The organism is Streptomyces sp. NPDC006687 (genome assembly GCF_040636215.1).
Classification (GTDB): Bacteria; Actinomycetota; Actinomycetes; order Streptomycetales; family Streptomycetaceae; genus Streptomyces.
Genome location: NZ_JBEYJJ010000007.1, coordinates 207,640 through 231,102 on the forward strand (window position 1 = coordinate 207,640; position 23,463 = coordinate 231,102).

Sequence of the window (23,463 nt, forward strand, 5' to 3'; positions counted from 1 at the left end):
CCGGGAGCGGCAGTTGTCCACAGATTCCCCAACTTTCTTCCGTCCACAGCCTGGGGAGGGCGATCGTCACCCACAATCTGTCCACAGGGGTACCGGGTGAGCCACCATCAGCCCAGCTCAAACGGCTGTGGATTTGTGCGCAAGCCTTGTCCACAGGCTGTGGACAGAATTTTCATCCACAGCCCCATCCACTCCTCTGTCCACCGCTGACTCACAGGTTGGCGCATCCTGTGCACAGGTTCCCCAGGGTTCTCCACACCGCTGTCCACTGTTCGGCAACCAGCCCCCTCCCGTCACCGCCAAGAGTGAAAGCGGTCACACGGATGTCGACGTTTGGGCTGTGGACTTCCGGGGGAAAACTGGGGACACACCTGTGGAGTAGTGGGGGTCCCCTGGGGACGGCCTGTGCAGAACTTTCTGTTCTCCACAGAGACACCGTGTTGTCCACCGGTGTCACCCACAGGGTGTGGGGATAAAAAACTGGGTCTGACCTGCAAAAACGAGGTTTTCCACCGTTTCCACAGGCCCTACTACTACCCCCATAGACAGTTAGCGCGGATTCGGTTTTCAAGCAGGTCCTGTGCACAACTCGTCGGACAGCCGTCCCGCCGCCCCGCTCCCGACTTGACCGCCAGCCGCAACGACTGTCGGCGCCGTACGTCAGACTGGTGACCGGCATCGGTCGAGGCATCGACGACCGACGACGAAGGCCGGCAGACGAGCGAGCAACAGCAGGAGGCGGTTCCGGTGAAGATCCGGGTGGAGCGCGACGTACTCGCGGAGGCGGTGGCCTGGGCCGCACGCAGCCTCCCGGCCCGGCCGCCGGTGCCCGTGCTCGCGGGCCTGCTGCTGAAGGCGGACGACGGCTCCCTGTCCCTCTCCGGCTTCGACTACGAGGTCTCGGCCCGCGTCTCCGTCGAGGCGGACGTGGAGGAGGAGGGCACCGTCCTGGTCTCCGGCCGGCTCCTCGCCGACATCTGCCGCGCCCTCCCCAACCGCCCGGTGGAGATTTCCACAGACGGTGTACGGGCGACCGTGGTCTGCGGCTCCTCGCGGTTCACCCTCCACACCCTGCCTGTGGAGGAGTACCCGGCGCTGCCCCAGATGCCCACCGCCACCGGCACCGTCCCCGGTGAGGTCTTCGCCTCCGCCGCAGCCCAGGTGGCCATCGCCGCCGGCCGCGACGACACGCTGCCCGTGCTGACCGGCGTCCGCATCGAGATTGAGGGCGACCGCGTCACCCTGGCCTCCACCGACCGCTACCGCTTCGCGGTCCGCGAGTTCCTGTGGAAGCCGGAGAACCCGGACGCCTCGGCCGTGGCCCTGGTGCCCGCCAAGACCCTCCTGGACACCGCCAAGTCCCTGACCAGCGGTGACACCGTCACCCTGGCGCTCTCCAGCTCCGGCCAGGGCGAGGGCCTCATCGGCTTCGAGGGCGCGGGCCGCCGCACCACCACCCGCCTTCTCGAAGGCGACCTGCCGAAGTACCGCACGCTCTTCCCGACGGAGTTCAACTCGGTCGCCGTGATCGAGACCGCCCCGTTCGTCGAGGCCGTCAAGCGCGTGGCCCTGGTCGCCGAGCGCAACACCCCCGTCCGCCTCAGCTTCGAGCAGGGCGTGCTCATCCTGGAGGCCGGCTCCAGCGACGATGCACAGGCTGTGGAGCGCGTCGACGCGACGCTGGAGGGCGACGACATCTCGATCGCCTTCAACCCGACGTTCCTGCTCGACGGCCTGAGCGCGATCGACTCGCCGGCCGCCCAGCTCAGCTTCACCACCTCGACGAAGCCCGCGCTGCTCAGCGGCCGTCCCGCGGTCGACGCCGAGGCGGACGAGGCGTACAAGTACCTGATCATGCCGGTCCGCCTCTCCGGCTGACCCGGTCCGGTACGCGGACACCGGGCCCGGTCCCGCGACTGCGCGGGCCGGGCCCGGCGCCGTCCGGAGCGGCCCCGCGCCACGGCCCGGCGTAGGCTCGGACCCGGCGGGCGACCCAGCGCAAACCGGCCGGAAACCACCGGCCCCCGGGGCGCCCCCGACACAGACGGCCCCAACGATTGAGGAACGCACCTGATGGAGCTCGGTCTCGTCGGTCTCGGCAAGATGGGCGGCAACATGCGCGAGCGCATCCGCCGCGCAGGCCACACCGTCATCGGATACGACCGCAACCCGGACCTCGCCGACGTCCACAGCCTCCGGGAGCTTGTGGACAGCCTCCAGGCCCCCCGCGTGGTGTGGGTCATGGTCCCGGCCGGCGCCGCGACGCAGTCCACCGTGGACGAGCTGGGAGAGCTGCTCTCGCCCGGCGACATCGTCGTGGACGGCGGCAACTCCCGCTGGACGGACGACGAGAAGCACGCCGCGGAGCTGGAGGCCAAGGGCATCGGCTTCGTGGACTGCGGCGTCTCCGGCGGCGTCTGGGGCCTGGAGAACGGCTACGCGCTGATGTACGGCGGCGACGAGAAGAACGTCGCCGTGGTCCAGCCGATCTTCGACGCCCTCAAGCCCGAGGGTGACTTCGGCTCCGTGCACGCGGGCAAGGTCGGCGCCGGCCACTTCGCGAAGATGGTCCACAACGGCATCGAGTACGCCATGATGCAGGCGTACGCCGAGGGCTGGGAGCTGCTGGAGAAGGTGGACTCGGTCACCGACGTCCGCGAGGTGTTCCGGTCCTGGCAGCAGGGCACGGTCATCCGTTCCTGGCTGCTCGACCTCGCCGTCAACGCGCTGGACGAGGACGAGCACCTGGAGCAGCTCAGGGGCTTCGCCCAGGACTCCGGCGAGGGCCGCTGGACCGTCGAGGCGGCGATCGACAACGCGGTGCCGCTCCCGGCGATCACCGCCTCGCTGTTCGCCCGCTTCGCGTCCCGCCAGGACGACTCCCCGCAGATGAAGATGATCGCCGCGCTGCGCAACCAGTTCGGCGGCCACGCGGTCGAGAAGAAGTAACCCCGCCCCAGCGGCGGGCATCACCGCACCACCAGCACCACAGAGCACAGCAGCAGGAAGCCGGGGGAGGTCGGCGCCGTATGCACGTCTCGCATCTCTCGTTGGCCGACTTCCGCTCGTACGCCCGGGCCGAGGTACCCCTCGCCCCGGGCGTCACGGCTTTCGTGGGCCCCAACGGCCAGGGCAAGACCAACCTGGTCGAGGCCGTCGGCTACCTGGCCACCCTCGGCAGCCACCGCGTCTCCTCCGACGCCCCCCTCGTGCGCCTGGGCGCCGACCGGGCCGTCATCCGGGCCGCCGTGACCCAGGGGGAGCGCCAGCAGCTGGTCGAGCTGGAGCTCAACCCGGGCCGCGCCAACCGGGCCCGGATCAACAGGTCCTCGCAGGTCAGACCGAGGGACGTGCTGGGGATCGTACGGACCGTGCTGTTCGCCCCCGAGGACCTGGCCCTGGTCAAGGGCGACCCGGGCGAGCGCCGCCGGTTCCTGGACGAGCTGGTCACCGCCCGCTCCCCGCGCATGGCGGCCGTCCGTTCCGACTACGAGCGGGTGCTCAAGCAGCGCAACACCCTGCTGAAGTCGACGGCGATGGCCCGTCGGCACGGCGGCCGGGCCATGGACCTGTCCACCCTCGACGTGTGGGACCAGCACCTGGCCCGCGCGGGCGCCGAGCTGCTCGCCCACCGGCTGGACCTGATCGCGACCCTGCTGCCGCTGGCCGACAAGGCGTACGAGCAGCTCGCGCCCGGCGGCGGCCCCCTCGCCCTCGCCTACCGCTGCTCCGCCGGAGAGAGCGTCGACGGCGGCGGGGCCCGCACCCGCGAGGCGCTCTACGAGGTCCTCCTCGCGGCCCTGTCCGAGGTCCGCAAACAGGAGATCGAGCGCGGGGTCACCCTGGTCGGCCCGCACCGCGACGACGTCCTTCTGCGCCTGGGCGAGCTCCCCGCGAAGGGGTACGCCAGCCACGGCGAGTCCTGGTCGTACGCGCTGGCGCTGCGGCTGGCCTCGTACGAGCTGCTGCGCGCGGAGGGGAACGAGCCGGTGCTGGTCCTGGACGACGTCTTCGCGGAACTGGACGCCCGCCGCCGCGAGCGGCTCGCGGAGCTGGTGGCCCCGGGCGAGCAGGTCCTCGTCACGGCGGCGGTGGAGGACGACGTACCCGGCGTGCTGACGGGGACGCGCTTCGCGGTGTCCGGCGGCGAGGTGACCCGGCTGTGAACGACGGCGAGCAGCAGAAGCGGAAGGCCCCCGAGCCCTCCGGCGTGGACCTGGCCCGGCAGGCGCTGGCCGCCGCCCGGGAGCAGGCCCGCGCCCGGGGCCACGCGGCGGGCGGGAAGCGCGGCCGGCAGCAGCCCGGGCTGCGTTCCGGGGCGCGAGCCGACGGCCGGGACCCGATGCCGCTGATGGCGGCGCTGGACCGGCTGCGCACCGAGCACGGCTGGGAGATGCCGATCGCGGTGGCCGGAGTGATGGAGCGCTGGCCGGAGATCGTCGGCCCGGAGATCGCCGCGCACTGCGAACCGGAACGCTACGAGGACCGCGAGCTGCTGGTCCGCTGCGACTCCTCGGCCTGGGCGGCCCAGCTGAAGCTGCTGGCCCCGCAGCTGGTGGCCCGGCTCAACGCGGAGCTCGGACAGGGGACGGTCCGGCTGATCAAGGTCCAGGGCCCGGGCGGCCGGCCGAAGCGGTACGGACCCCTGCGCGCGCCCGGCAGCGGCGGTCCCGGGGACACCTGGGGCTAGCCCCGGCGCGGCCTCCGGAGGCCGCCGGGGACGGATTCCGGCCGACGGTCCGGAGCCCGGCCGTCCCCCGGACGGACGCGTGGAATGCGGTGTCCCTCACGGTAGCCACGGGTTGACAGCCCGAAGCGCTGGACGCCCGCGTGAGCCTCTTTGAGCCCCTCCCCGGATATGGGGAGTCGGAGAGTGGAGGTTCAGGGCGGCACATGCGGACTCAGGCACCGGCAAACCCCCACTCATGTCAGTGGTACCGGTAGACTGGAAGCAATCCCGCCTCGACCGCGGGATCACGCAGACAACGCAGATCGACGCGGCCGCTCCCGCCGGCGCACATGCTGGTCCGGAGTACGGGCTGCGCTGTGCCAGAAAGGGCGCTTCGTGGCCGATTCCGGCGACTCCAACGAGAAGAATTACGACGCCAGTGCGATCCAGGTCCTGGAGGGCCTGGACGCGGTCCGCAAGCGGCCGGGTATGTACATCGGCTCGACGGGTGAGCGTGGTCTGCACCACCTCGTCTACGAGGTCGTCGACAACTCGGTCGACGAGGCGCTGGCCGGCCACGCGGACACCATCGACGTGACGATCCTCGCCGACGGCGGGGTGCGCGTGGTGGACAACGGCCGCGGCATCCCGGTCGGCATCGTGCCGTCCGAGGGCAAGCCGGCCGTCGAGGTCGTCCTGACCGTCCTGCACGCGGGCGGCAAGTTCGGCGGCGGCGGCTACGCCGTCTCCGGCGGTCTGCACGGCGTCGGCGTGTCCGTCGTGAACGCCCTGTCGACCAAGGTCGCGGTCGAGGTGAAGACGGACGGCTACCGTTGGACCCAGGACTACAAGCTGGGCGTGCCCACGGCCCCGCTGGCCAGGAACGAGGAGACCGCCGAGACCGGTACGTCGGTGACGTTCTGGGCCGACGGCGACATCTTCGAGACCACCGAGTACTCCTTCGAGACGCTCTCGCGGCGCTTCCAGGAGATGGCCTTCCTCAACAAGGGCCTGACCCTGACGCTGACCGACGAGCGCGAGTCGGCGAAGGCCACGGTGGGCGCCGACGACCCCGACGCCGAGGCGGCCGAGCCGCAGGCGCGCACGGTGAAGTACTACTACGAGGGCGGCATCGTCGACTTCGTGAAGTACCTCAACTCCCGCAAGGGCGAGCTCATCCACCCGACCGTCATCGACGTCGAGGCCGAGGACAAGGAGCGCATGCTCTCGGTCGAGATCGCGATGCAGTGGAACTCGCAGTACACCGAGGGCGTGTACTCCTTCGCGAACACGATCCACACGCACGAGGGCGGCACCCACGAAGAGGGCTTCCGCGCGGCGCTGACCGGCCTGGTCAACCGCTACGCGCGCGACAAGAAGCTGCTCCGCGAGAAGGACGACAACCTCGCCGGCGAGGACATCCGCGAGGGTCTGACGGCGATCATCTCGGTCAAGCTGGGCGAGCCCCAGTTCGAGGGCCAGACGAAGACCAAGCTGGGCAACACGGAGGCCAAGACCTTCGTGCAGAAGGTGGTCCACGAGCACCTCAACGACTGGTTCGACCGCAACCCGGTCGAGGCGGCGGACATCGTCCGCAAGTCGATCCAGGCGGCCACGGCCCGTGTCGCGGCCCGCAAGGCCCGCGACCTCACCCGCCGCAAGGGCCTGCTGGAGAGCGCCTCGCTGCCCGGCAAGCTGTCGGACTGCCAGTCGAACGACCCCACCAAGTGCGAGATCTTCATCGTCGAGGGTGACTCCGCCGGCGGCTCCGCGAAGTCCGGCCGCAACCCGATGTACCAGGCCATCCTGCCCATCCGCGGCAAGATCCTGAACGTCGAGAAGGCCCGCATCGACAAGATCCTCCAGAACACCGAGGTCCAGGCGCTGATCAGCGCCTTCGGCACCGGTGTGCACGAGGACTTCGACATCGAGAAGCTCCGCTATCACAAGATCATCCTGATGGCGGACGCCGACGTCGACGGCCAGCACATCAACACCCTGCTGCTGACCTTCCTCTTCCGCTTCATGCGTCCGCTGGTCGAGGCCGGGCACGTCTACCTCTCCCGTCCGCCGCTCTACAAGATCAAGTGGGGTCGCGACGACTTCGAGTACGCGTACTCGGACCGCGAGCGCGACGCCCTGGTCGAGCTCGGCAAGCAGAACGGCAAGCGGATCCGCGAGGACTCGATCCAGCGCTTCAAGGGTCTGGGCGAGATGAACGCCGAGGAGCTGCGCGTCACCACCATGGACGTCGACCACCGCGTGCTCGGCCAGGTCACGCTGGACGACGCGGCGCAGGCCGACGACCTGTTCTCGGTGCTGATGGGTGAGGACGTCGAGGCGCGGCGCTCCTTCATCCAGCGCAACGCCAAGGACGTCCGCTTCCTCGACATCTGAGTCGGCCTGTCGCTGACCGCCTGAAAGGACTTCTGACCAGCAATGGCCGACGAAACCACCCCCACCGCAGAGAATCCCGCGGAGGAGCAGCCCGTGCTGCGCATCGAGCCCGTCGGGCTCGAGACGGAGATGCAGCGCTCCTACCTCGACTACGCGATGTCCGTCATCGTCTCGCGTGCGCTGCCCGACGTGCGGGACGGCCTCAAGCCCGTCCACCGCCGCGTGCTGTACGCGATGTACGACGGCGGCTACCGGCCCGAGAAGGGCTTCTACAAGTGCGCCCGCGTCGTCGGCGACGTCATGGGCACCTACCACCCGCACGGCGACTCCTCGATCTACGACGCCCTGGTCCGCCTGGCCCAGCCGTGGTCGATGCGGATGCCGCTGGTGGACTCCAACGGCAACTTCGGCTCCCCGGGCAACGACCCGGCGGCCGCCATGCGGTACACCGAGTGCAAGCTCATGCCGCTGGCCATGGAGATGCTCCGGGACATCGACGAGGAGACCGTCGACTTCACGGACAACTACGACGGCCGCAACCAGGAGCCGACGGTCCTGCCGGCGCGCTTCCCGAACCTGCTGGTGAACGGCAGCGCCGGTATCGCGGTCGGCATGGCCACCAACATCCCGCCGCACAACCTGCGCGAGGTCGCGGCCGGCGCCCAGTGGGCGCTGGAGCACCCCGAGGCCACGCACGAGGAGCTCCTCGACGCGCTGCTGGAGCGCATCAAGGGCCCCGACTTCCCGTCGGGCGCGCTGGTCGTGGGCCGCAAGGGCATCGAGGAGGCGTACCGGACCGGGCGCGGCTCCATCACGATGCGCGCGGTGGTCGAGGTCGAGGAGATCCAGAACCGCCAGTGCCTGGTGGTCACGGAGCTGCCGTACCAGACCAACCCGGACAACCTGGCGCAGAAGATTGCCGACCTGGTCAAGGACGGCAAGATCGGCGGTATCGCCGACGTCCGCGACGAGACCTCGTCCCGTACGGGCCAGCGCCTGGTGATCGTGCTCAAGCGCGACGCCGTCGCCAAGGTCGTGCTGAACAACCTCTACAAGCACACCGACCTCCAGACGAACTTCGGCGCGAACATGCTGGCGCTGGTGGACGGCGTGCCGCGCACCCTGTCGATCGACGCGTTCATCCGTCACTGGGTGCAGCACCAGATCGAGGTCATCGTCCGCCGTACGCGCTTCCGCCTGCGCAAGGCGGAGGAGCGGGCGCACATCCTGCGCGGCCTGCTCAAGGCCCTGGACGCCATCGACGAGGTCATCGCCCTCATCCGGCGCAGCAACACCGTCGAGATCGCGCGCGAGGGCCTGATGGGCCTGCTGGAGATCGACGAGATCCAGGCGAACGCCATCCTGGAGATGCAGCTGCGCCGCCTGGCGGCCCTGGAGCGCCAGAAGATCGTCGCCGAGCACGACGAGCTCCAGGCGAAGATCGACGAGTACAACGCGATCCTGGCCTCGCCGCAGAAGCAGCGTTCGATCGTCAGCGAGGAGCTGGCCGCCCTCGTCGAGAAGTACGGCGACGACCGCCGCTCCAAGCTGGTGCCCTTCGACGGCGACATGTCCATGGAGGACCTGATCGCCGAAGAGGACATCGTCGTCACCATCACGCACGGCGGCTACGTCAAGCGCACCAAGACCGAGGACTACCGCTCGCAGAAGCGCGGCGGCAAGGGCGTGCGCGGCACGAAGCTCAAGCAGGACGACCTGGTCGACCACTTCTTCGTCTCCACCACGCACCACTGGCTGCTGTTCTTCACCAACAAGGGCCGCGTCTACCGGTCCAAGGCGTACGAGCTCCCGGACGCCGGCCGTGACGCGCGCGGGCAGCACGTGGCGAACCTGCTGGCCTTCCAGCCGGACGAGAAGATCGCCCAGATCCTCGCGATCCGCGACTACGAGGCCGCGCCCTACCTGATCCTGGCCACCAAGGGCGGCCTGGTGAAGAAGACGGCGCTCAAGGACTACGACTCGCCCCGTTCGGGTGGCGTCATCGCCATCAACCTGCGGGAGACCGAGGACGGCAGCGACGACGAGCTGATCGGCGCGGAGCTGGTGTCCGCCGAGGACGACCTGCTGCTGATCAGCAAGAAGGCGCAGTCCATCCGCTTCACGGCGACGGACGAGGCGCTGCGCCCGATGGGCCGCGCCACCTCCGGTGTGAAGGGCATGAGCTTCCGCGAGGGTGACGAGCTGCTGTCCATGAGCGTGGTGCGGCCCGGTACGTTCGTGTTCACCGCGACCGACGGCGGCTACGCCAAGCGGACCGCGGTGGACGAGTACCGCGTCCAGGGCCGTGGCGGTCTGGGCATCAAGGCCGCCAAGATCGTGGAGGACCGCGGGTCGCTCGTCGGCGCGCTGGTGGTGCACGAATCGGATGAGATCCTCGCCATCACGCTCGGCGGCGGTGTGATCCGTACGCGCGTCAGCGAAGTCAGGGAGACGGGCCGTGACACCATGGGCGTCCAGCTGATCAACCTGGGCAAGCGGGATGCCGTGGTAGGCATCGCCCGTAACGCCGAGGCGGGTCAGGAAGCTGACGAGGTCGACGAGATCGAGACAGGGATCGAGGCCGCGGCAGCCGAGGGTACGGCCGTCGAGGCCGCCGGGGACGCGGTGTCCCCGGATCGGGAGCACGAGGAGTAAGTCGTGAGTGGAGCCACGGGCGCCGGACCGGCCAAGACTGGAGCGAACGGTGCCCGTGGCCCCGCCACGGACTCCAAGGGCGGGGAGACACCCGCCGAGGGCGAGGGCAGGGGGGGAACCGTGACGGACACCCGAGGACCGCAGGCGAAGCCGGAGTCCAAGCCGGAACCGAAGCCGAAGTCGAAGCCGGCGTCCCAGCAGAAGCCGAAGCCCGCCGCGGACGCGGAGGCGGCCGGGCAGCCCTACCACCCCCCGCAGGCGTACGCGGCCCCCAAGGGGCCGGGCGCGCAGCGGGGACCCCGTCCGGGGACCCGTACGACGCCCCGGACGCGCAAGGCGCGGCTGCGGGTGGCCAAGGCCGACCCGTGGTCGGTGATGAAGGTCAGCTTCCTGCTGTCGATCGCGCTGGGCATCTGCACGGTCGTGGCGTCGGTGGTGCTGTGGATGGTCATGGACGCCATGGGCATCTTCTCGACGGTCGGCGGCACGATCAGCGAGGCGACCGGTTCCAACGAGGGCAACGGCTTCGACCTCCAGTCGTTCCTGTCGCTGCCCCGCGTGCTGATCTTCACCTCGGTCATCGCGGTGATCGACGTGGTGCTGATGACCGCCCTGGCGACGCTGGGCGCGTTCATCTACAACCTGTCGGCGGGCTTCGTGGGCGGCGTGGAGCTCACGCTGGCCGAGGACGAATGACCCGCTGACTGACCTGCGGGAAAGCCCCCGGGGAACGGATTTGGGTTCCACTGCGTCTGTGCGCTAATCTTCAGGAGTCAGCGCGCAGCGCAGAGGGGCTATAGCTCAGTTGGTTAGAGCGCATCCCTGATAAGGATGAGGCCACAGGTTCAAATCCTGTTAGCCCCACAGTGTCGAAGACCCCCAGGCCCCCGGGCCCGGGGGTCTTCGTCGTTGGGCCGTCGGGGGCATCCCAGATAACCGATCGGTATCGGTCGGTGTGTATTGTTGGCGCCCAGAAGTCCCCAACGTCAACGAAAGACGAGGTCGCGCGGTGAAGAAGCTGCTCCTGGTCGCACTGGCCGCCATCGGCGGGCTCCTCGTGTACCGCCAGATCCAGGCGGACCGCGCCGAGCAGGACCTGTGGACGGAGGCTACCGACTCCGTGCCTTCCGGTTCCGGCGTGTGAGCCCCACGTTTGATCTCATGAAGCCCCGGCTGCCGCTGCTGCCGGGGCTTCGTGCTGTTCCGAGGGCGTAACCGGTGGGCCCGGCAAGGGGCTTGTGCGCCCGTGTGACGGTCCGGAAGAGGTTTCGGGTGTCCCAGGTGCGGGAGGTGTGCGAAGGGGCCCCACAGCGCCACCGGGCCCGTCGCCCCGTGCTGTCCCCCTAACCCCCCGCCCCCGTGCTCGTCCCCCGTACCCCCCGCCCCCCGGCCGTGTCAGTTCTGGTGGGCCTCGTAATGGGTGATGGCCTCCGCCGTGCGCCCGGCGCCGTACACCCGCAGGAACTCCGCCAGTTCGGGGTGGCTGGGGGCGAGGGCGTTCGCCGCGTCGATGATGTCGCCGGCCGACGAGACCGACCGCAGCAGCGACTGGATCTCGCGGACCACCCGCTTGACGGTGGGCGCGCCGGAACTCGTGGCGCTCTGGGCGCTGTTGCTGAGGACGGAGCCCCCCTGGGTGTTCTTGATCTCGTCCATGCGGTCGGAAGCCTCGCCCGCGCTGACGCTGCCGTCCGCCACCTGTCCGGCGAGGTCCTGGAGGGCCTGGACCCGCTGGACCACGGCCGGGTTGCCGATCTTGGCGCGCTGGCCGCTCATCAGCTGGGACAGCATCGGTGCCGACAGTCCGAGGACAGCAGCGAGGCGGGCCTGGTTCAGGCCGAGGTCATCTATGAGCCGGCGGAAGAGGGCGCCGAGCGGCTCCCCGTACCAACTGCGCTGGAGCTCCCGGGCTCTGGCGGTGGCCTCCTGCTGTACTGCGTCCACGCTAACTACTCCCCTTCGCTGGTGCGAACCTCGCGAGCATCTTACGGAGCGTGGTCGCGGGGCGGGAGTCCCTATCATTTTGCGGGATGAGGGGGTTCACCGGGTACTCTGTCCTGCGGAACGGACGCTCCCTCCCGGGGGCGCGGCCGTGTCCGGGCGTACGGGGCCTTAGCTCAGTTGGTAGAGCGCTGCTTTTGCAAGGCAGATGTCAGGAGTTCGAATCTCCTAGGCTCCACTTCATCACCCCCTGACCTGCGGAAACGCGGGTCAGGGGGTTTTTGCTTCCCCCGCCTTCGCCGCCCCTCGCCCGGCCTCGTTCCCACCCCGTTCCCGCCCTGCTCGGGGCCACCTGGAGGATCCCCGGAGGGGGTCTGGGGCGGTGCTGGACGTGCTGGAGTCCGGGGCCGGTACGAATCCGGACAGTCCGGGGAAAGACGGCGGCCGTCCAGGACCACGGGGGGATCTGATCGGGAAGGCGGGACGTCACTATCTCCCGAGGAGTCCGACAAGGGGGACACGGTGAGTGACAACCAGAGCGCACAGCGGGCCAGAAGGGCCCTGCTGGTGATGCCCGGGCCGGGGCTCGTACGAGCGGCCCGGGCGGCGGGGCTGGAGGTCTGGGCCGCCCTGGACCACAGGCTGGAGGTGGAGCCGGGGGTCCGGGCCGAACTGCCGCCGGAGCGGATCCTGCGCGTGGACTTCGCGGAGACGGCCGCGCTGCGGGCCGTCCTGACGGACACGGCACGTCACCACGGCATCGGGCACATCCTCTACCTTCCCGGAGCGCTGACGGGCGGGGCCTCGGCGGCCGCGGAGGCGGTGGCCCGCGAGCTCGCGGACGGACGGGAGGAGGCGGCGGTGCCCGCCCTGCCGGACGCGGCGGCCATGCGGCGCGTCCTGAACGCCAGTGGGATCTCGGCCGTACGCGCCGAGGAGGCGGCCACCGTCGCCGAGGCGCGGGCCCTGGCGGAGGCGTTCCCGCTGCCGGTGGTGATCAAGTCCGCCGACGCGGCGGGCGTGTGGCACACGTCCCCGGTACGGGACCACGCGGCCCTCGCCGACTGGGCCGGGCGGGCCGTCGCCGGCCGCTACCCGGGCCCGCACCTGGTCGAAGAGCTGCTGACGGGGCCGCGGTTCAGCGTGGAGACCTTCTCGGTGGACGGGATGCACCTGGTCGCCGGAATCACCCCCGAGGGCCACGCGGAGCCGCTCTCCGAGGAGGACCGGGCGGGGGTGCGGGCGACCGTACGGGCGCTGCTGGACCTGTCCGGGTACGAGAGCGGGACCACGCGCACGCAGGTGCTGCTCACCTCGCGGGGGTCACGGATCGCGGCCTCGCGGGAGCCGTACGGGAACCCCGCGCGCCGGCCGGCGGGAAGCGGGGCACCGGCCTGACCGGTGGATACCGGACAGTGGTAACTCGCCAGAAGCACACAGGAGTTGGACAGGGATCGGAAAGGGAACGGTCCGGTATCGCCGTGGCCCAGTCTCAGTGATGTCGAAAGCGGCCCGCCGCACAGCGGAGCCGCACCGCACACATCAGGGGGATGGGTATGAAGAGCAAGCTGGCGGGCCTGGCCGGAATCTTCGCGGCGGCTCTGGTCCTGGGACTCGGGGTCACCGTGCACGGCGAGGGCGTGCCGGCGGGCCACCAGGTGCTCGCGGACGACCGCGGCCCGGCGGCGCCCTCCCCGGCCCCCCTCCACTGACGTCCGCGCGGTACCCACGAGACGGACGTGCCCCGCACCGGAGATCCGGTGCGGGGCACGTCCGTGTGCGCGGGTCAGCGGGCGCGGCAGAGTCCGGGGATCCCCATGAACGCGAAGATCTCCTCGGCCTCGGCCCACTGCCGCGCGGCGGCCGCCGGTTCCCCGAGCGCCTCGGACACCCTCGCCAGGCCGACCAGGGCGTCGGCCTCCTCGGGGCGCAGGCGCATCCCGGCCGCGATGCGGTGGGCGTGGGCCAGCAGGGTCCGCGCGGCCTCGTACTCGCCCCGGCGCACGAGCCGGCGTCCGAGGAGGTTCTCCACCTTCACCAGCCGGATCGGCGCACCACTGGCCCGGGCCAGGGCCAGGGCCCGCTCCGAGAAGGCCGCGGCCTCGGCCTCTTCGCCCAGCCGGTCCGCGACCTCCGCGGACAGCGCGAGCAGCAGGGCGCCGTCCGCCCGTTCCCCGCCCCAGTCGCACAGACCGCGAGCGGTCCGCAGGGAGGCGGACGCCTCCCCGTACTCGCCGCGGCCCGCCTGGGCGAAGGCCAGGTCCGTCAACGCCGTGACCTCGCCGCCCTGGTATCCGAGGCTGCGGCTGATCCCGAGCGCCAGACGGGCGGTCTCCTCCGCCTCCGTGAAGCGTCCGCAGTTCGCGTGCAGCGTGCTGAGCATGGTGAGGCCCTCGGACTCCTCGCGGCGCGCGCCCAGTTCCGCGGCCATGCCGATCGCCCGCTCGATCAGGGGGAAGGCGGCGGTGTACTGCCCGAGCGTCGACAGCAGCAGGCCGATGGTCGACTCGCTGTGGGCCTCGATGTGCCGGTCGCCGAGGCGTACGGCGGTGTCGCGGCCCTCCGCGGCCACCTCCAGCCCCTCCTCGAAGCGGCCGAGCTTCCAGCAGGCGGCGCCCAGGTTGGCCAGACTGACGCTCAGCAGGTGCGGGTCGTCGAGCCTGCGGGCGGCGGCGACGGAGATGCGGCCGAGGCTCCAGAACTCGTCGAACCGGCCGCGCGCGTGCAGGTGGAAGGCGAGGTTGCGGCTCAGGCAGGCCGTGTAGCGGTCGTGGCCGCGCTGGTCGGCGAGGGTGACCGCGGCCATGAGGCCGTCGTGTTCCTGGTCGAACCAGCGGCCCGCCAGGTCGGCGCGGCCCAGCGGGGGGAGTTCGCCCTCGTACGGGGAGATGCCCGTGGGGCGGTGCTTGCGGCCCGGGAACAGGACCTCGCAGGCGGTGTCCGTCGCCGTCAGGTAGTAGCCGAGCAGCCGCTCGACCGCCGCCGCGTCGGCGGCCTCCGTCGCCGGGACGCGCAGGCTCTGGGCGAAGCTGCGCACCAGGTCGTGGAAGGTGTAGAGGCCGATCTCGGGCTGCTGCACGAGGTGGACGTCGAGCAGGAACTCCAGGGTGTCGTCGGCGTCCCGGACGGTCGTGCCGAGGAGCGCCGCCGCCGTGTGGACGTCCACGTCGGCGCCCGGGTGCAGGCTCAGGATGCGGAAGGCCGTGCGGTGCTTCTCGTCCATGGCCAGGTAGGACAGCCGCAGCGTCGCCGCCACACTGCGCTCGCCGGAGCTCAGCTCGTCCATCCGGCGGGTCTCGTCGCGCAGCCGCTCGACCAGGTAACGGACCGTCCAGCGCGGCCGGTTGCGCAGCCGGGCGGTGGCGATGCGCAGGGCCAGGGGGAGGTGCCCGCACAGCTCGGCGAGCTCCGCGGCCGCCTCCGGCTCGGCGGCCACGCGGGCCGCGCCGAGCGTCTGCGTCATCAGGTCGGCGCTCTCCCCGGGCTTCATCAGGTCGACGGAGACCCACTCGACCCCGTCGAGGTCCATCAGCCGGGCCCGGCTCGTGACCAGCACCAGGCAGCCCGGCGAGGCCGGGAGCAGGGGCCGGATCTGGGCGGCGTCGGCGGCGTTGTCGAGGAGCAGCAGGACCCGGCGGCCGTCCAGTACGGACCGCCACAGGGTGGTGCGGCCCTCCAGGTCCTCGGGGATGCGGTCTCCGGGGGTGCCGAGGGTGCGCAGCAGGCCGTCCAGGGCGCTCGCGGGGTTCACCGGGGTCTCGCCCGGGGTGAATCCGCGCAGGTCGATGAGGAGCTGGCCGTCCGGGTAGCGGGCGGCCAGCCGGTGGGCGGCGCGGACCGCGAGGGAGGTCTTGCCCGTGCCGCCCATGCCGTCGATGGCGACGATGCGGGAGTACCGTTCCTGGCCCGGGCCGCCCTCCACGCCTGCCTGGACGAACGAGAAGAGCTCGTTCAGCTCCTCGGCGCGGCCGGTGAAGTCCGGCAGGTCGTAGGGGAGGGTGCACGGGGCCTCGGTGGCGGGGGCCGGCGGTGCCTCCTCCTGTGGCTGCGCGGGGACGGGGACGGGTACGGGCGCCGCGGCGGGCTCCGGGACCGGGTCGGGCGCCGGCGGCTCGGGGACGGCCAGTTCCGGGCCGTCGCGCAGGATCGCCTCGTACAGCCTGGCCAGCTGCGGCCCCGGGTCGATGCCGAGCTCCTCCACGAGCAGTTCGCGCACCCGCCCGTACTCCTGGAGCGCCTCGGCCTGCCGTCCCGTGCGGTACAGGGCGAGCATCAGCTGGCCGCGCAGCGTCTCCCGCAGCGGGTGCTCGCCGATCAGCGCACGCAGCCCCGGCACCAGCTCGCCGCTCTCCCCGAGGGTCAGGCGCAGGCCGAAGTACTGTTCGGCGGCGGACAGCCGGCGCTCCTCCAGCGCGGTCGCCACCCCGTCGATCACGGGCCCGCCGGCGCCGGACAGGACCGGACCCCGCCACAGGGCCAGGGCGGAGGCCAGGCGTTCGGCGGCGGTGGTCAGCCGGCCGTCCTTCGCCGCCTGGCCCGCGGCCTGGACGGAGGCGTCGAACTCGAGCAGGTCGAGCTGCCCGGCGGTCACGGCGGCCCGGTAGCCGGGGCCGTCGGTGACGATCACCTCACTGCCGTCGGGTATGCGTCGTCGCAGGTCGGCGACGGCTTTGCGGACCTGGTGCGCGGCCGTCGCGGGAGGGTCCTGCTCCCATGCGGCCTCGACCAGCCGGGCGACGTTCACCACCCGGCCGGATTCCAGCAACAGCATGGACAGGACGCGCTCCTGGATCGCGCCGCCCAGTTTCAGCCGCCCCCCGGCGGCCCAGCTCTCTAGGGATCCGAGCACGTTGAAGCGCAGCGCGTTCCCTTGGGGAACCGCCTCGCGTCTGCCCTCGGAGCCCGGTTCTGTCGTGGTCATCGACAGCTGATCCCCCCCAGCCCAACAAATCCCCAGGTAGGGGCCTTTGCCAACGGGATCATAGGCGGTTCCCCCGGGGCGCGGTAAGGCTGCGGGAAGGGAACGGGAAGGGCAATGCGGAGGCTGTGTCGGCCGACAGGTCCGGCCCCCGGGGCCGCTGTCGCGTGGCGCATTCGACACAGCGAGCGGCAAAGGAGCAGAAGGTGGGCAGACTGGAGAGACCCCTCGCCCCGGACGCGGGACCCGTCACCGCGTTCGCCCGGGAGCTGCGCAGGCTCCGGGCCGCCGCGGGCAGTCCCGGCTACCGGGACATGGCCAACCGGGCGATGTTCTCCGCTTCGGTGCTCTCCGACGCGGCCGCCGGATACCGGCTCCCGACCCTCCAGGTGGCCCTTGCCTTCGCCGAGGCGTGCGGCGGGGACCGGGCGAGCTGGGAGCGCCGCTGGCGGGAGGCCGCCGGTGCGGAGGGGGCCGAGGGGGTCTCCCGTCCGGCCGCCAAGAGCGTCCAGCAGCACCAGGAGGCCGAGCTGCGCGCCGCCGCCGTGCGGGCCGTGGTGCCGCCGCCCGCGCAGCTGCCGATGGAGCCGCACCGGCTGGTGGGGCGCGGGCACCTGCTCCAGCGGGCCCGGGCGCTGACCGCGTCCCGGGGCGGGGGGAACAGCGCGGTCCGGCCGCTGGTGATCACCGGTCAGGTCGGGGCGGGAAAGTCGGCGTTCGCGCTGCGGCTCGCCCACGAGATGGCGGCGGACCTGCCGGACGGACAGCTGTACGCGGACCTCGACCCGGCCGCCGACGGCCGCAAGGACGCCCACGGGATCGTCGGCGGTTTCCTGGAGGCGCTCGGCATCCCGGCCGACCGGATCCCGGCCGACACCGGTCCGCGGTTCGGCCTCTACCGTTCGCTGCTCGCCCGCCGCCGGGTCCTGGTGGTCCTCGACGGGGTGCAGCACGAGCGTCAGGTGCGCGAGCTGCTGGCCGCCGCGCCGGAGAGCCGGATGGTCGTCACCAGCCGCTCGCGGCTGCTGGGCCTCGACGGGGTGCAGCGGCTGCGGCTGCCGGCCCTGGACCGGGACGAGTCGGTGGAGCTGCTGGTGGAGCTGCTGGGCGAGGAGCGGGCCGGGGCGGAGCCGCGGGCCTGCCTGCGGCTGGCCGAGGCGTGCGGGGACCTGCCCGCCGCGCTGAACCTGGCCGGGCGGCGGATCGCGGCCCGGCCGGAGTGGATGCTGGAGGACTGTGTCGCGGAGCTGCTCGGCGAGGGCGCGCCGGCGCCGGGGCCGTTCCTGTCCCGGCTGCGGGCCGGGGACGAGAGCCTGAACCGGCGTCTGGAGGCCGCCTGGCGTGCGGCCGTGCCGTGGGCCCGTCCGCTGCTGCGCGAGATCGCCGTCTCCGGGCGGCCGTCGGTGGACGCGGTGGTGTACGCCTGCGCCGATGCGCTCGTCCAGGGGGTGGAGCGGTCGGCGGAGCCGGTCGAGGACCTTCTGGAGAGCCTGCTGGACGTGGGTCTGCTCGCGCCCAGTGACCTGCCGGGCCAGTACGGACTGCCGCCGCTGGTACGGGCGTTCGCGCTGGCCCAGCCCGATCCGGAGGCGTCCGCCGGCTCCGCCGCGGGCCCGTCCCCGGCGGCTTCCGCGGCTGCCGCGGTGGTCGCCGCCGCCCGGGCGGCCGCCGCGGGCTCCTGACGCCCCCCCGGCCCGTCCACAGGCCCGTGATCCCCTGGGGACGGGCCCCTTGAGACCGGCCCCCTTCCCCCGGGGGGCCTCAGCCGCGCGCTGCCGCGTCCACCCCCTGGGCGCGCAGCGCGCGGCTCATCTCGTCACGGGCCTCGGTCAGCAGGCGCCGCAGGGCCGGCGGGGGCGCGGCCTCGGCCAGGTAGGCGTCCGTGCGGTCCACCGTCTCCTGCTCGACGAGCAGCCTCGGGTAGAGCCCGGTCACCAGGGTGCGGGCCACCTCCGGCGAACGCCGTGCCCACACCTCGCCGATCTCCGCGAAGTACCGGTCCGCGTACGGGCGCAGCAGCTCCCGCTGGCAGCCCTGGGCGATGCCGAGTCCGATGGGGCTGTGGACCCCGCCGATCAGCGCCCGCCGGGTGCCGTTGCCGACGTCCTCCCGTACGGCCGCCTCCCACGCCTGGGCCTTGGCCTCGGCGTCGGGCCGCGCGGCCAGGGCGCCGGCGGCGTACTCGGCGCCGGCCGTGGTGCCGTCGCGCAGCCGCTCGGCCTCGATCTCGGCCGGACCGGCCTGGTCGCCCCTGACGAGGGCGGCGAGCAGGGCCCAGCGGAGCTCCACGTCCACGACGAGGCCCTCGATCTCCACGCTGCCGTCCCGCAGTCCGGCGATCAGGCGCAGTTCGGCGGCGGTCCCCGCCACCCGGGCCAGCAGCAGCGCCCAGGCGAGCTGGATGTCGCTGCCGGGCGCCGACGAGGTCAGCCGCCGGCGGGCCGCCTCGGCCACGGCGGCGCGCAGCTGCCGGCGGGACTGCGGTGCGGCGTACTGGTCGAGGCTGGTCAGCAGGGTGGAGTGCAGGGTCTGGACGACCTCGGTGTCGCTCTCGCTGTCCACCCCGGCCAGGACGAGGTGGACGTAGTCCCCGGCGGCCAGTTCCCCGGCCCGGACCATGTCCCAGGCGGCGGCCCAGGCCAGGGCGCGCGGCAGGCCCTCGGTGAAGGCGCCGACGCCGTCGGGGCTGTCAAGGAGGCCGCTCAAGGAGTGCGGGTCGAGCCGGATCAGGGCGTACGTGAGGTCCTCGTCGTTGAGCAGCACCACATCGGGGCGGGCGGTCCCGAGGAGGGCGGGCACCTCGGTACGGGCCCCGGAGACGTCCACGCGTACCTGGCCCACCCGCCGCAGCGCTCCCTCCCGCCGGGAGTACAGGCCCACCGCGAGCCGGTGCGCGCGCAGGTACGGGTGCTCGGCCGGGGCCTCCTGGAGGACGGCGAAGGAGGTGAAGCGGCCCTCGTCGTCCACGGTGTACTCGGGGCGCAGGGTGTTGACGCCCGCCCGGCCCAGCCACTCCCGCGCCCAGCCGCCCAGCTCGCGGCCGGATGCCTCCTCCAGGGCGGCGATCAGGTCGGCGAGGGTGCTGTTGCCCCAGGCGTGGCGGGCGAAGTAGGTCCGCATACCGGTGAGGAACTCCTCCTCGCCGACCACGGTGACCAGCTGTTTGATGGCGGAGGCGCCCTTGTAGTAGGTGATCTGGTCGAAGTTCTCCAGGGCCTGCTCGATGTCGGCGGCCGGGCCGGCGACGGGGTGGGTGGAGGGCAGCTGGTCCTGGCGGTAGGCGTTGGCCTTGTCGGCGGTGGCGAAGCCGGTCCAGGAGTCGTGCCAGCGGGTCGTGGCGACCTGGGCGCGCACCGACATGTAGGTCGCGAAGGTCTCCTTCAGCCAGATGTCGTCCCACCAGCGCAGGGTGACCAGGTCGCCGAACCACATGTGGGCCAGCTCGTGGAGGATCGTCGCGGCGCGCCGGTGGCGTACGGCGTCGGTGACCTTGGAGCGGAAGACGAAGTTCTCGCGGAGGATGACGGTGGCGGCGTTCTCCATGCCGCTGAGGTTGTACTCGGGGACGAAGACCTGGTCGTACTTGGCGAAGGGGAAGTCGGTGCCGAAGGCTTCCAGGTAGAAGTCCAGGCCGCGCTTGGTGGTCTCGAAGAGCTCCTCGGCGTCGAGGTGTCCGGCGACCGAGGCGCGGCTGGCCAGCCGCAGCGGGACCTCCTGCCCGGACTTGGCGGTGTAGTGGTCGCTCACCAGGTGGTACTCGCCGGCGACGAGCGAGGTCAGGTAGGTGGGCAGCGGGGGCGTGGGCGCGAACCGCCAGACGGCCGCGCCGTCCGGGGCGGGCTCGGGCCGGGGGGTCGGGGAGGCGGAGAGGACCGTCCAGGAGGCGGGGGCGGTCACCGTGAAGGTGAACGGCGCCTTCAGGTCGGGCTGTTCGAAGGTGGTGAAGACCCGGCGGGCCTCCTGCACCTCGAAGTGGGTGAAGAGGTAGACCCTGCCGTCCACCGGGTCCACCGAACGGTGGAGCCCCGCGCCGGTGTGGGAGTACGCGCAGTCGGCGACCACGAGCAGCTCGTTCTCGGCGGCCAGCGCGTCCAGGTGGATCCTTCCGCCGCGGTGGACGGCGGACGGGTCGAGGGGGCGGCCGTTGAGGGTGATCCCGTGGACCTCTTCGGCCAGCAGCTCCGCGAAGGTGGCGGAGGGTCCGGCGGGGTCGGCGGTGAAGCGGATCAGGGTGGTGGAGCGGAAGGCGGCCGGACCGCGGGTGAGGTCGAGGCCGACCTCGTAGGAGGTGACCGAGAGCAGGGCGCTGCGCGCGGCGGCTTCTTCGTGGGTCAGGTTCGGGCCGCTCATGGTGGTGGTGCTCCTCGTCTCGGTCGTGCTCGCGCGGGTGGCAGGGGAGTGACGCGGGGGGTGGCAGGGGGAGTTACGCGGGGGAGGGCAGGCGGGTGTCGAGCGGGTGGTCGAGGGCGGCGAGGCCGACGGGGGCGGGGTCGGCGCCGGTCAGCCGTTCGGCCAGGGCCCGGGCGATGAGGGGGGCGAACTTGAAGGAGGTGCCGCCGCAGGCCGCGTACGCGTATCCGTTGCCGCCGAGCGCCACCAGGAGCGGGCCGCCGGTGTCGGCGAAGGACATGTAGTAGGCGTCCTTGGCGTCGGTGATCCAGGCGGGGCCGATCCCGGGGATCAGGTCCGCGAACTCCGCCTCCAGCCGGCGCCGGAAGCCCTCCTCGGTCGCGTAGTCGGTGATCTCGTCCACCGCGCGGCAGACCGAGGCCGAGGTGATCTTCAGTGCGGTGCCCGCCACCGGCGGGATCAGCCAGGCACCGCGCCGGGTGCCCAGCGAGGGAACGGCCGGGGTGGCCGCCCAGGCCGCGGCCTGCCGCCGGGGGACGCGGCAGTACAGCAGGGACTGGCGGAACAGCACCAGCCGCTCGGCGATCCCCGGCGGCAGCAGCCCGCGCGACCAGGGGCCCACGGCGACCAGGACCGCGTCGCCGCGCAGGACCCGGCCGTCGGCCAGCCGGACGCTGGCGCCGTCGCCGTCCACCTCGGTGGCCGCGCGGTGCTCGATCAGCTCGATGCCGGGCTGCCACTTGAGCCAGGCGACGCAGGCATGGAGGACGCGGTCGGCGAGCAGCACCCCCGCCTCGTCCTCCAGTACGGCGCCCAGCGCACCGTCCAGGTACAGGTGCGGGTAGCGCTCGGCGAGGGCGGAGGCGGTGAGCTCCCGGGCACTGCCCCCGGCGCCGGCGACGAGCAGCGCTCCGGCGGCGGCCGCGGCGGGCGGCAGCACGGTCAGGGCGCCGACCTGCTCGTAGAAGCGGGTGGAGAGCAGCTCTTCCAGTTCGAGCCAGCGGCGGTGGGCCCGGAGCGCGGCCGCCGTGGCCGTCGGGTCGGCGGGGTGCAGGGCGCGCAGGATGCGGTGCTGGTCGAAGGAGGTGGCCCGGCTGAAGGGGATGGGCCCCTGGTCCACGATCGTGACCTTGTGCCCGCCGAGTACGCACTCGACGGCCGTGAGCAGGGCGATCACGCCGCCGCCCACCACTGTCACTCTCATCGCACACCTCACTTTCTTGTTGGCGTAGGGCCGGGCGGGTGCCCGGTGGGGCCGGCGGGTCAGCTGTCGAGGACGAGGGTGGTGAGGGCGGCCGCCTTGTCGAGGGCCTCCTCGACGTCCGCGAAGTCCTCGCCGGCGCAGATGACGTAGGCGTAGCGGGCGAGGTAGCCCTCGGGCGGGAGCAGCAGGGTGGTGCCGGGCTCCACCATGGGGACGGCCTCCAGCAGGCCGGGACCGGCCGCGGGCTCGGGGACGTCGACCGAGCGGACGGTGCCGTTGGCGTGCGGGCAGAGGAAGCGGATGCCCACGGTCCGCCGGTGGGCGGGGGTCCACTCGGGGCGGACGCCCGTCGCCGCGTCCACGGCCAGCGCGGCCGGGTCCACGCCGGTGGCGAGCTTGCCGAGGTAGGGGATGAGGTCGCCGCCCAGGCGGGCGTTCACCTCGATGATCACCGGGCCGCGGGAGGTCAGCTTCACCTCGGTGTGGGTGATGCCGTACGCGATCCCCAGTTCGCGGTGGGCCGTGCGCAGGACGTGCAGCAGCTCCTCGTCCTGGAGCAGCGGGTCGGTGGCGCTGAGGGTGTGGCCCGTCTCCTCGAAGTACGGGGCGGGGCCCAGTTCCTTGTGGGCGAGGAACAGCGGGGTGTACTCGCCGTCGAAGTTGACCCCGTCGATGCTGATCTCGGGCCCGGTCACGCACTCCTCGACCAGTACCCCGCCCTCGTAGGACAGGGAGCCGCCACGGCTCGCGGAGTCCGCGACGTCGAAGGCGGTGAGCACCTCGCCGGGGCCGTCGACGCGGATGACGCCGATGCTGGCGCCCATGCCGCGGGGCTTGAGGACCACCGGGTAGCCGAAGGAGTCGGCGGTGACCAGGGCCTCGTCGGCCTCGGTGACATAGGCGAAGCGGGGCTGGGGCAGTCCGGCGGCGGTGAGCACCTGCCGGGTGTTGTGCTTGTTGCGGCAGTTCTCCACGCCGGCCACGGTCAGCCCGGGCAGGCCGAGCCGCTCGGCGATGTGGGCGGTGGCCACGACGAGGGTCTCGTCGTAGCTGAAGACACCCGCCACGCGGTGGGTGCGGGCCACCTCCTCGGCGGCCGCGACCAGCGCCTCCTGGTCGGGGACCAGGCGCTCGGCGTCCAGCAGGGGGACGGTGGTCGACCCCCGTACGTAGGGTTCCTGCCAGGTGGGGTCCACCGCGTCCAGGATCCAGACCGGGTGGCGGCGGGCCGCGCCCGCGAGGAGGTACTCGCGGTAGGGGCGGCCTCCGCTGCCGACCAGGATCACCACTGCGTCGTCCGTCATGTCCTTCACCTCGTTCGTCACTGCC

The 23,463-nt window shown here is 72.1% G+C and carries 16 protein-coding genes and 2 tRNA genes; 13 read left to right on the forward strand and 5 right to left on the reverse strand.

The window, feature by feature from the left end:
- Window positions 1-747: 747 nt before the first annotated feature.
- The 9 genes from dnaN to ABZ716_RS11850 all read left to right on the forward strand — a co-directional run bounded on the left by dnaN (window position 748) and on the right by ABZ716_RS11850 (window position 10,865).
- On the forward strand, window positions 748-1,878 hold the full coding sequence (gene dnaN / locus ABZ716_RS11810) for a DNA polymerase III subunit beta (protein ID WP_351877662.1): 1,131 nt from the start codon (window positions 748-750) through the stop codon (window positions 1,876-1,878).
- A gap of 195 nt (window positions 1,879-2,073) precedes the next feature.
- On the forward strand, window positions 2,074-2,949 hold the full coding sequence (gene gnd, locus ABZ716_RS11815) for a phosphogluconate dehydrogenase (NAD(+)-dependent, decarboxylating) (protein ID WP_358809713.1): 876 nt from the start codon (window positions 2,074-2,076) through the stop codon (window positions 2,947-2,949).
- An 80-nt stretch (window positions 2,950-3,029) separates the two neighbouring features.
- Window positions 3,030-4,166 (forward strand): DNA replication/repair protein RecF, encoded by a 1,137-nt coding sequence (gene recF / locus ABZ716_RS11820; RefSeq protein ID WP_358958345.1) that lies wholly within the window; start codon window positions 3,030-3,032, stop codon window positions 4,164-4,166.
- Complete coding sequence (locus tag ABZ716_RS11825; RefSeq protein WP_351877668.1) at window positions 4,163-4,690, forward strand: DUF721 domain-containing protein; 528 nt, start codon at window positions 4,163-4,165, stop codon at window positions 4,688-4,690. The genes recF and ABZ716_RS11825 overlap by 4 nt, the downstream gene beginning before the upstream one ends.
- A gap of 354 nt (window positions 4,691-5,044) precedes the next feature.
- The gene (gyrB, locus tag ABZ716_RS11830) at window positions 5,045-7,066 is read left to right on the forward strand and encodes a DNA topoisomerase (ATP-hydrolyzing) subunit B (protein WP_358809863.1); all 2,022 of its coding nucleotides are present in this window, start codon (window positions 5,045-5,047) and stop codon (window positions 7,064-7,066) included.
- 42 nt (window positions 7,067-7,108) lie between these two features.
- Window positions 7,109-9,721, forward strand: coding sequence for a DNA gyrase subunit A (gyrA, locus tag ABZ716_RS11835; protein ID WP_351877670.1), 2,613 nt, complete (start codon window positions 7,109-7,111; stop codon window positions 9,719-9,721).
- A 3-nt stretch (window positions 9,722-9,724) separates the two neighbouring features.
- Window positions 9,725-10,417, forward strand: a complete 693-nt coding sequence (locus tag ABZ716_RS11840) for a DUF3566 domain-containing protein (RefSeq protein WP_358809711.1) — start codon at window positions 9,725-9,727, stop codon at window positions 10,415-10,417.
- 94 nt (window positions 10,418-10,511) lie between these two features.
- Window positions 10,512-10,585, forward strand: a tRNA-Ile gene (locus ABZ716_RS11845).
- Between the two features lie 145 nt (window positions 10,586-10,730).
- Entirely contained in the window at window positions 10,731-10,865 is a 135-nt protein-coding gene (locus ABZ716_RS11850) for a DLW-39 family protein (RefSeq protein ID WP_208809277.1), read from the forward strand.
- Window positions 10,866-11,116: 251 nt separating this feature from the next.
- On the opposite strand, the gene ABZ716_RS11855 is transcribed toward ABZ716_RS11850, so the two are convergent.
- Window positions 11,117-11,665, reverse strand: coding sequence for a DNA-binding protein (locus ABZ716_RS11855; protein WP_358809710.1), 549 nt, complete (start codon window positions 11,663-11,665; stop codon window positions 11,117-11,119).
- Window positions 11,666-11,827: 162 nt separating this feature from the next.
- Between ABZ716_RS11855 and ABZ716_RS11860 the strand changes: the two genes are divergently transcribed.
- From ABZ716_RS11860 to ABZ716_RS11870, 3 genes are all read left to right on the forward strand, one after another.
- Window positions 11,828-11,900 (forward strand) — tRNA-Ala (locus tag ABZ716_RS11860).
- Between the two features lie 284 nt (window positions 11,901-12,184).
- Window positions 12,185-13,060: a hypothetical protein gene (locus tag ABZ716_RS11865; protein WP_358958348.1), complete on the forward strand. Its 876-nt coding sequence runs from the start codon at window positions 12,185-12,187 to the stop codon at window positions 13,058-13,060.
- A 158-nt stretch (window positions 13,061-13,218) separates the two neighbouring features.
- On the forward strand, window positions 13,219-13,374 hold the full coding sequence (locus tag ABZ716_RS11870; RefSeq protein WP_358958351.1) for a hypothetical protein: 156 nt from the start codon (window positions 13,219-13,221) through the stop codon (window positions 13,372-13,374).
- Window positions 13,375-13,448: 74 nt separating this feature from the next.
- Here ABZ716_RS11870 and ABZ716_RS11875 read toward each other — a convergent pair whose 3' ends face one another.
- Complete coding sequence (locus ABZ716_RS11875; RefSeq protein WP_358958353.1) at window positions 13,449-16,583, reverse strand: BTAD domain-containing putative transcriptional regulator; 3,135 nt, start codon at window positions 16,581-16,583, stop codon at window positions 13,449-13,451.
- A gap of 203 nt (window positions 16,584-16,786) precedes the next feature.
- On the opposite strand from ABZ716_RS11875, the gene ABZ716_RS11880 reads away from it, so the two are divergent.
- The gene (locus ABZ716_RS11880) at window positions 16,787-18,262 is read left to right on the forward strand and encodes an ATP-binding protein (protein WP_358958356.1); all 1,476 of its coding nucleotides are present in this window, start codon (window positions 16,787-16,789) and stop codon (window positions 18,260-18,262) included.
- Between the two features lie 79 nt (window positions 18,263-18,341).
- Here ABZ716_RS11880 and pepN read toward each other — a convergent pair whose 3' ends face one another.
- From pepN to ABZ716_RS11895, 3 genes are all read right to left on the reverse strand, one after another.
- Complete coding sequence (pepN, locus tag ABZ716_RS11885; protein ID WP_358958358.1) at window positions 18,342-20,930, reverse strand: aminopeptidase N; 2,589 nt, start codon at window positions 20,928-20,930, stop codon at window positions 18,342-18,344.
- Window positions 20,931-21,003: 73 nt separating this feature from the next.
- A complete protein-coding gene (locus ABZ716_RS11890) occupies window positions 21,004-22,134 on the reverse strand; it encodes an FAD-dependent oxidoreductase (protein WP_358958362.1) in 1,131 nt (376 codons plus the stop codon).
- Between the two features lie 59 nt (window positions 22,135-22,193).
- Window positions 22,194-23,438: an ATP-grasp domain-containing protein gene (locus ABZ716_RS11895; RefSeq protein WP_358809704.1), complete on the reverse strand. Its 1,245-nt coding sequence runs from the start codon at window positions 23,436-23,438 to the stop codon at window positions 22,194-22,196.
- Between the last annotated feature and the right edge of the window lie 25 nt (window positions 23,439-23,463).

What these genes read in the sequence shown, in the direction of transcription:
- gnd (WP_358809713.1), top strand. Translation starts at nt 2,074, where the DNA reads ATGGAGCTCGGTCTCGTCGGTCTCGGCAAGATGGGCGGCAACATGCGC.
- pepN (WP_358958358.1), bottom strand. Translation starts at nt 20,930, where the DNA reads ATGAGCGGCCCGAACCTGACCCACGAAGAAGCCGCCGCGCGCAGCGCC.
- ABZ716_RS11890 (WP_358958362.1), bottom strand. Translation starts at nt 22,134, where the DNA reads ATGAGAGTGACAGTGGTGGGCGGCGGCGTGATCGCCCTGCTCACGGCC.
- ABZ716_RS11875 (WP_358958353.1), bottom strand. Translation starts at nt 16,583, where the DNA reads ATGACCACGACAGAACCGGGCTCCGAGGGCAGACGCGAGGCGGTTCCC.
- ABZ716_RS11895 (WP_358809704.1), bottom strand. Translation starts at nt 23,438, where the DNA reads ATGACGGACGACGCAGTGGTGATCCTGGTCGGCAGCGGAGGCCGCCCC.
- ABZ716_RS11870 (WP_358958351.1), top strand. Translation starts at nt 13,219, where the DNA reads ATGAAGAGCAAGCTGGCGGGCCTGGCCGGAATCTTCGCGGCGGCTCTG.
- recF (WP_358958345.1), top strand. Translation starts at nt 3,030, where the DNA reads ATGCACGTCTCGCATCTCTCGTTGGCCGACTTCCGCTCGTACGCCCGG.
- gyrA (WP_351877670.1), top strand. Translation starts at nt 7,109, where the DNA reads ATGGCCGACGAAACCACCCCCACCGCAGAGAATCCCGCGGAGGAGCAG.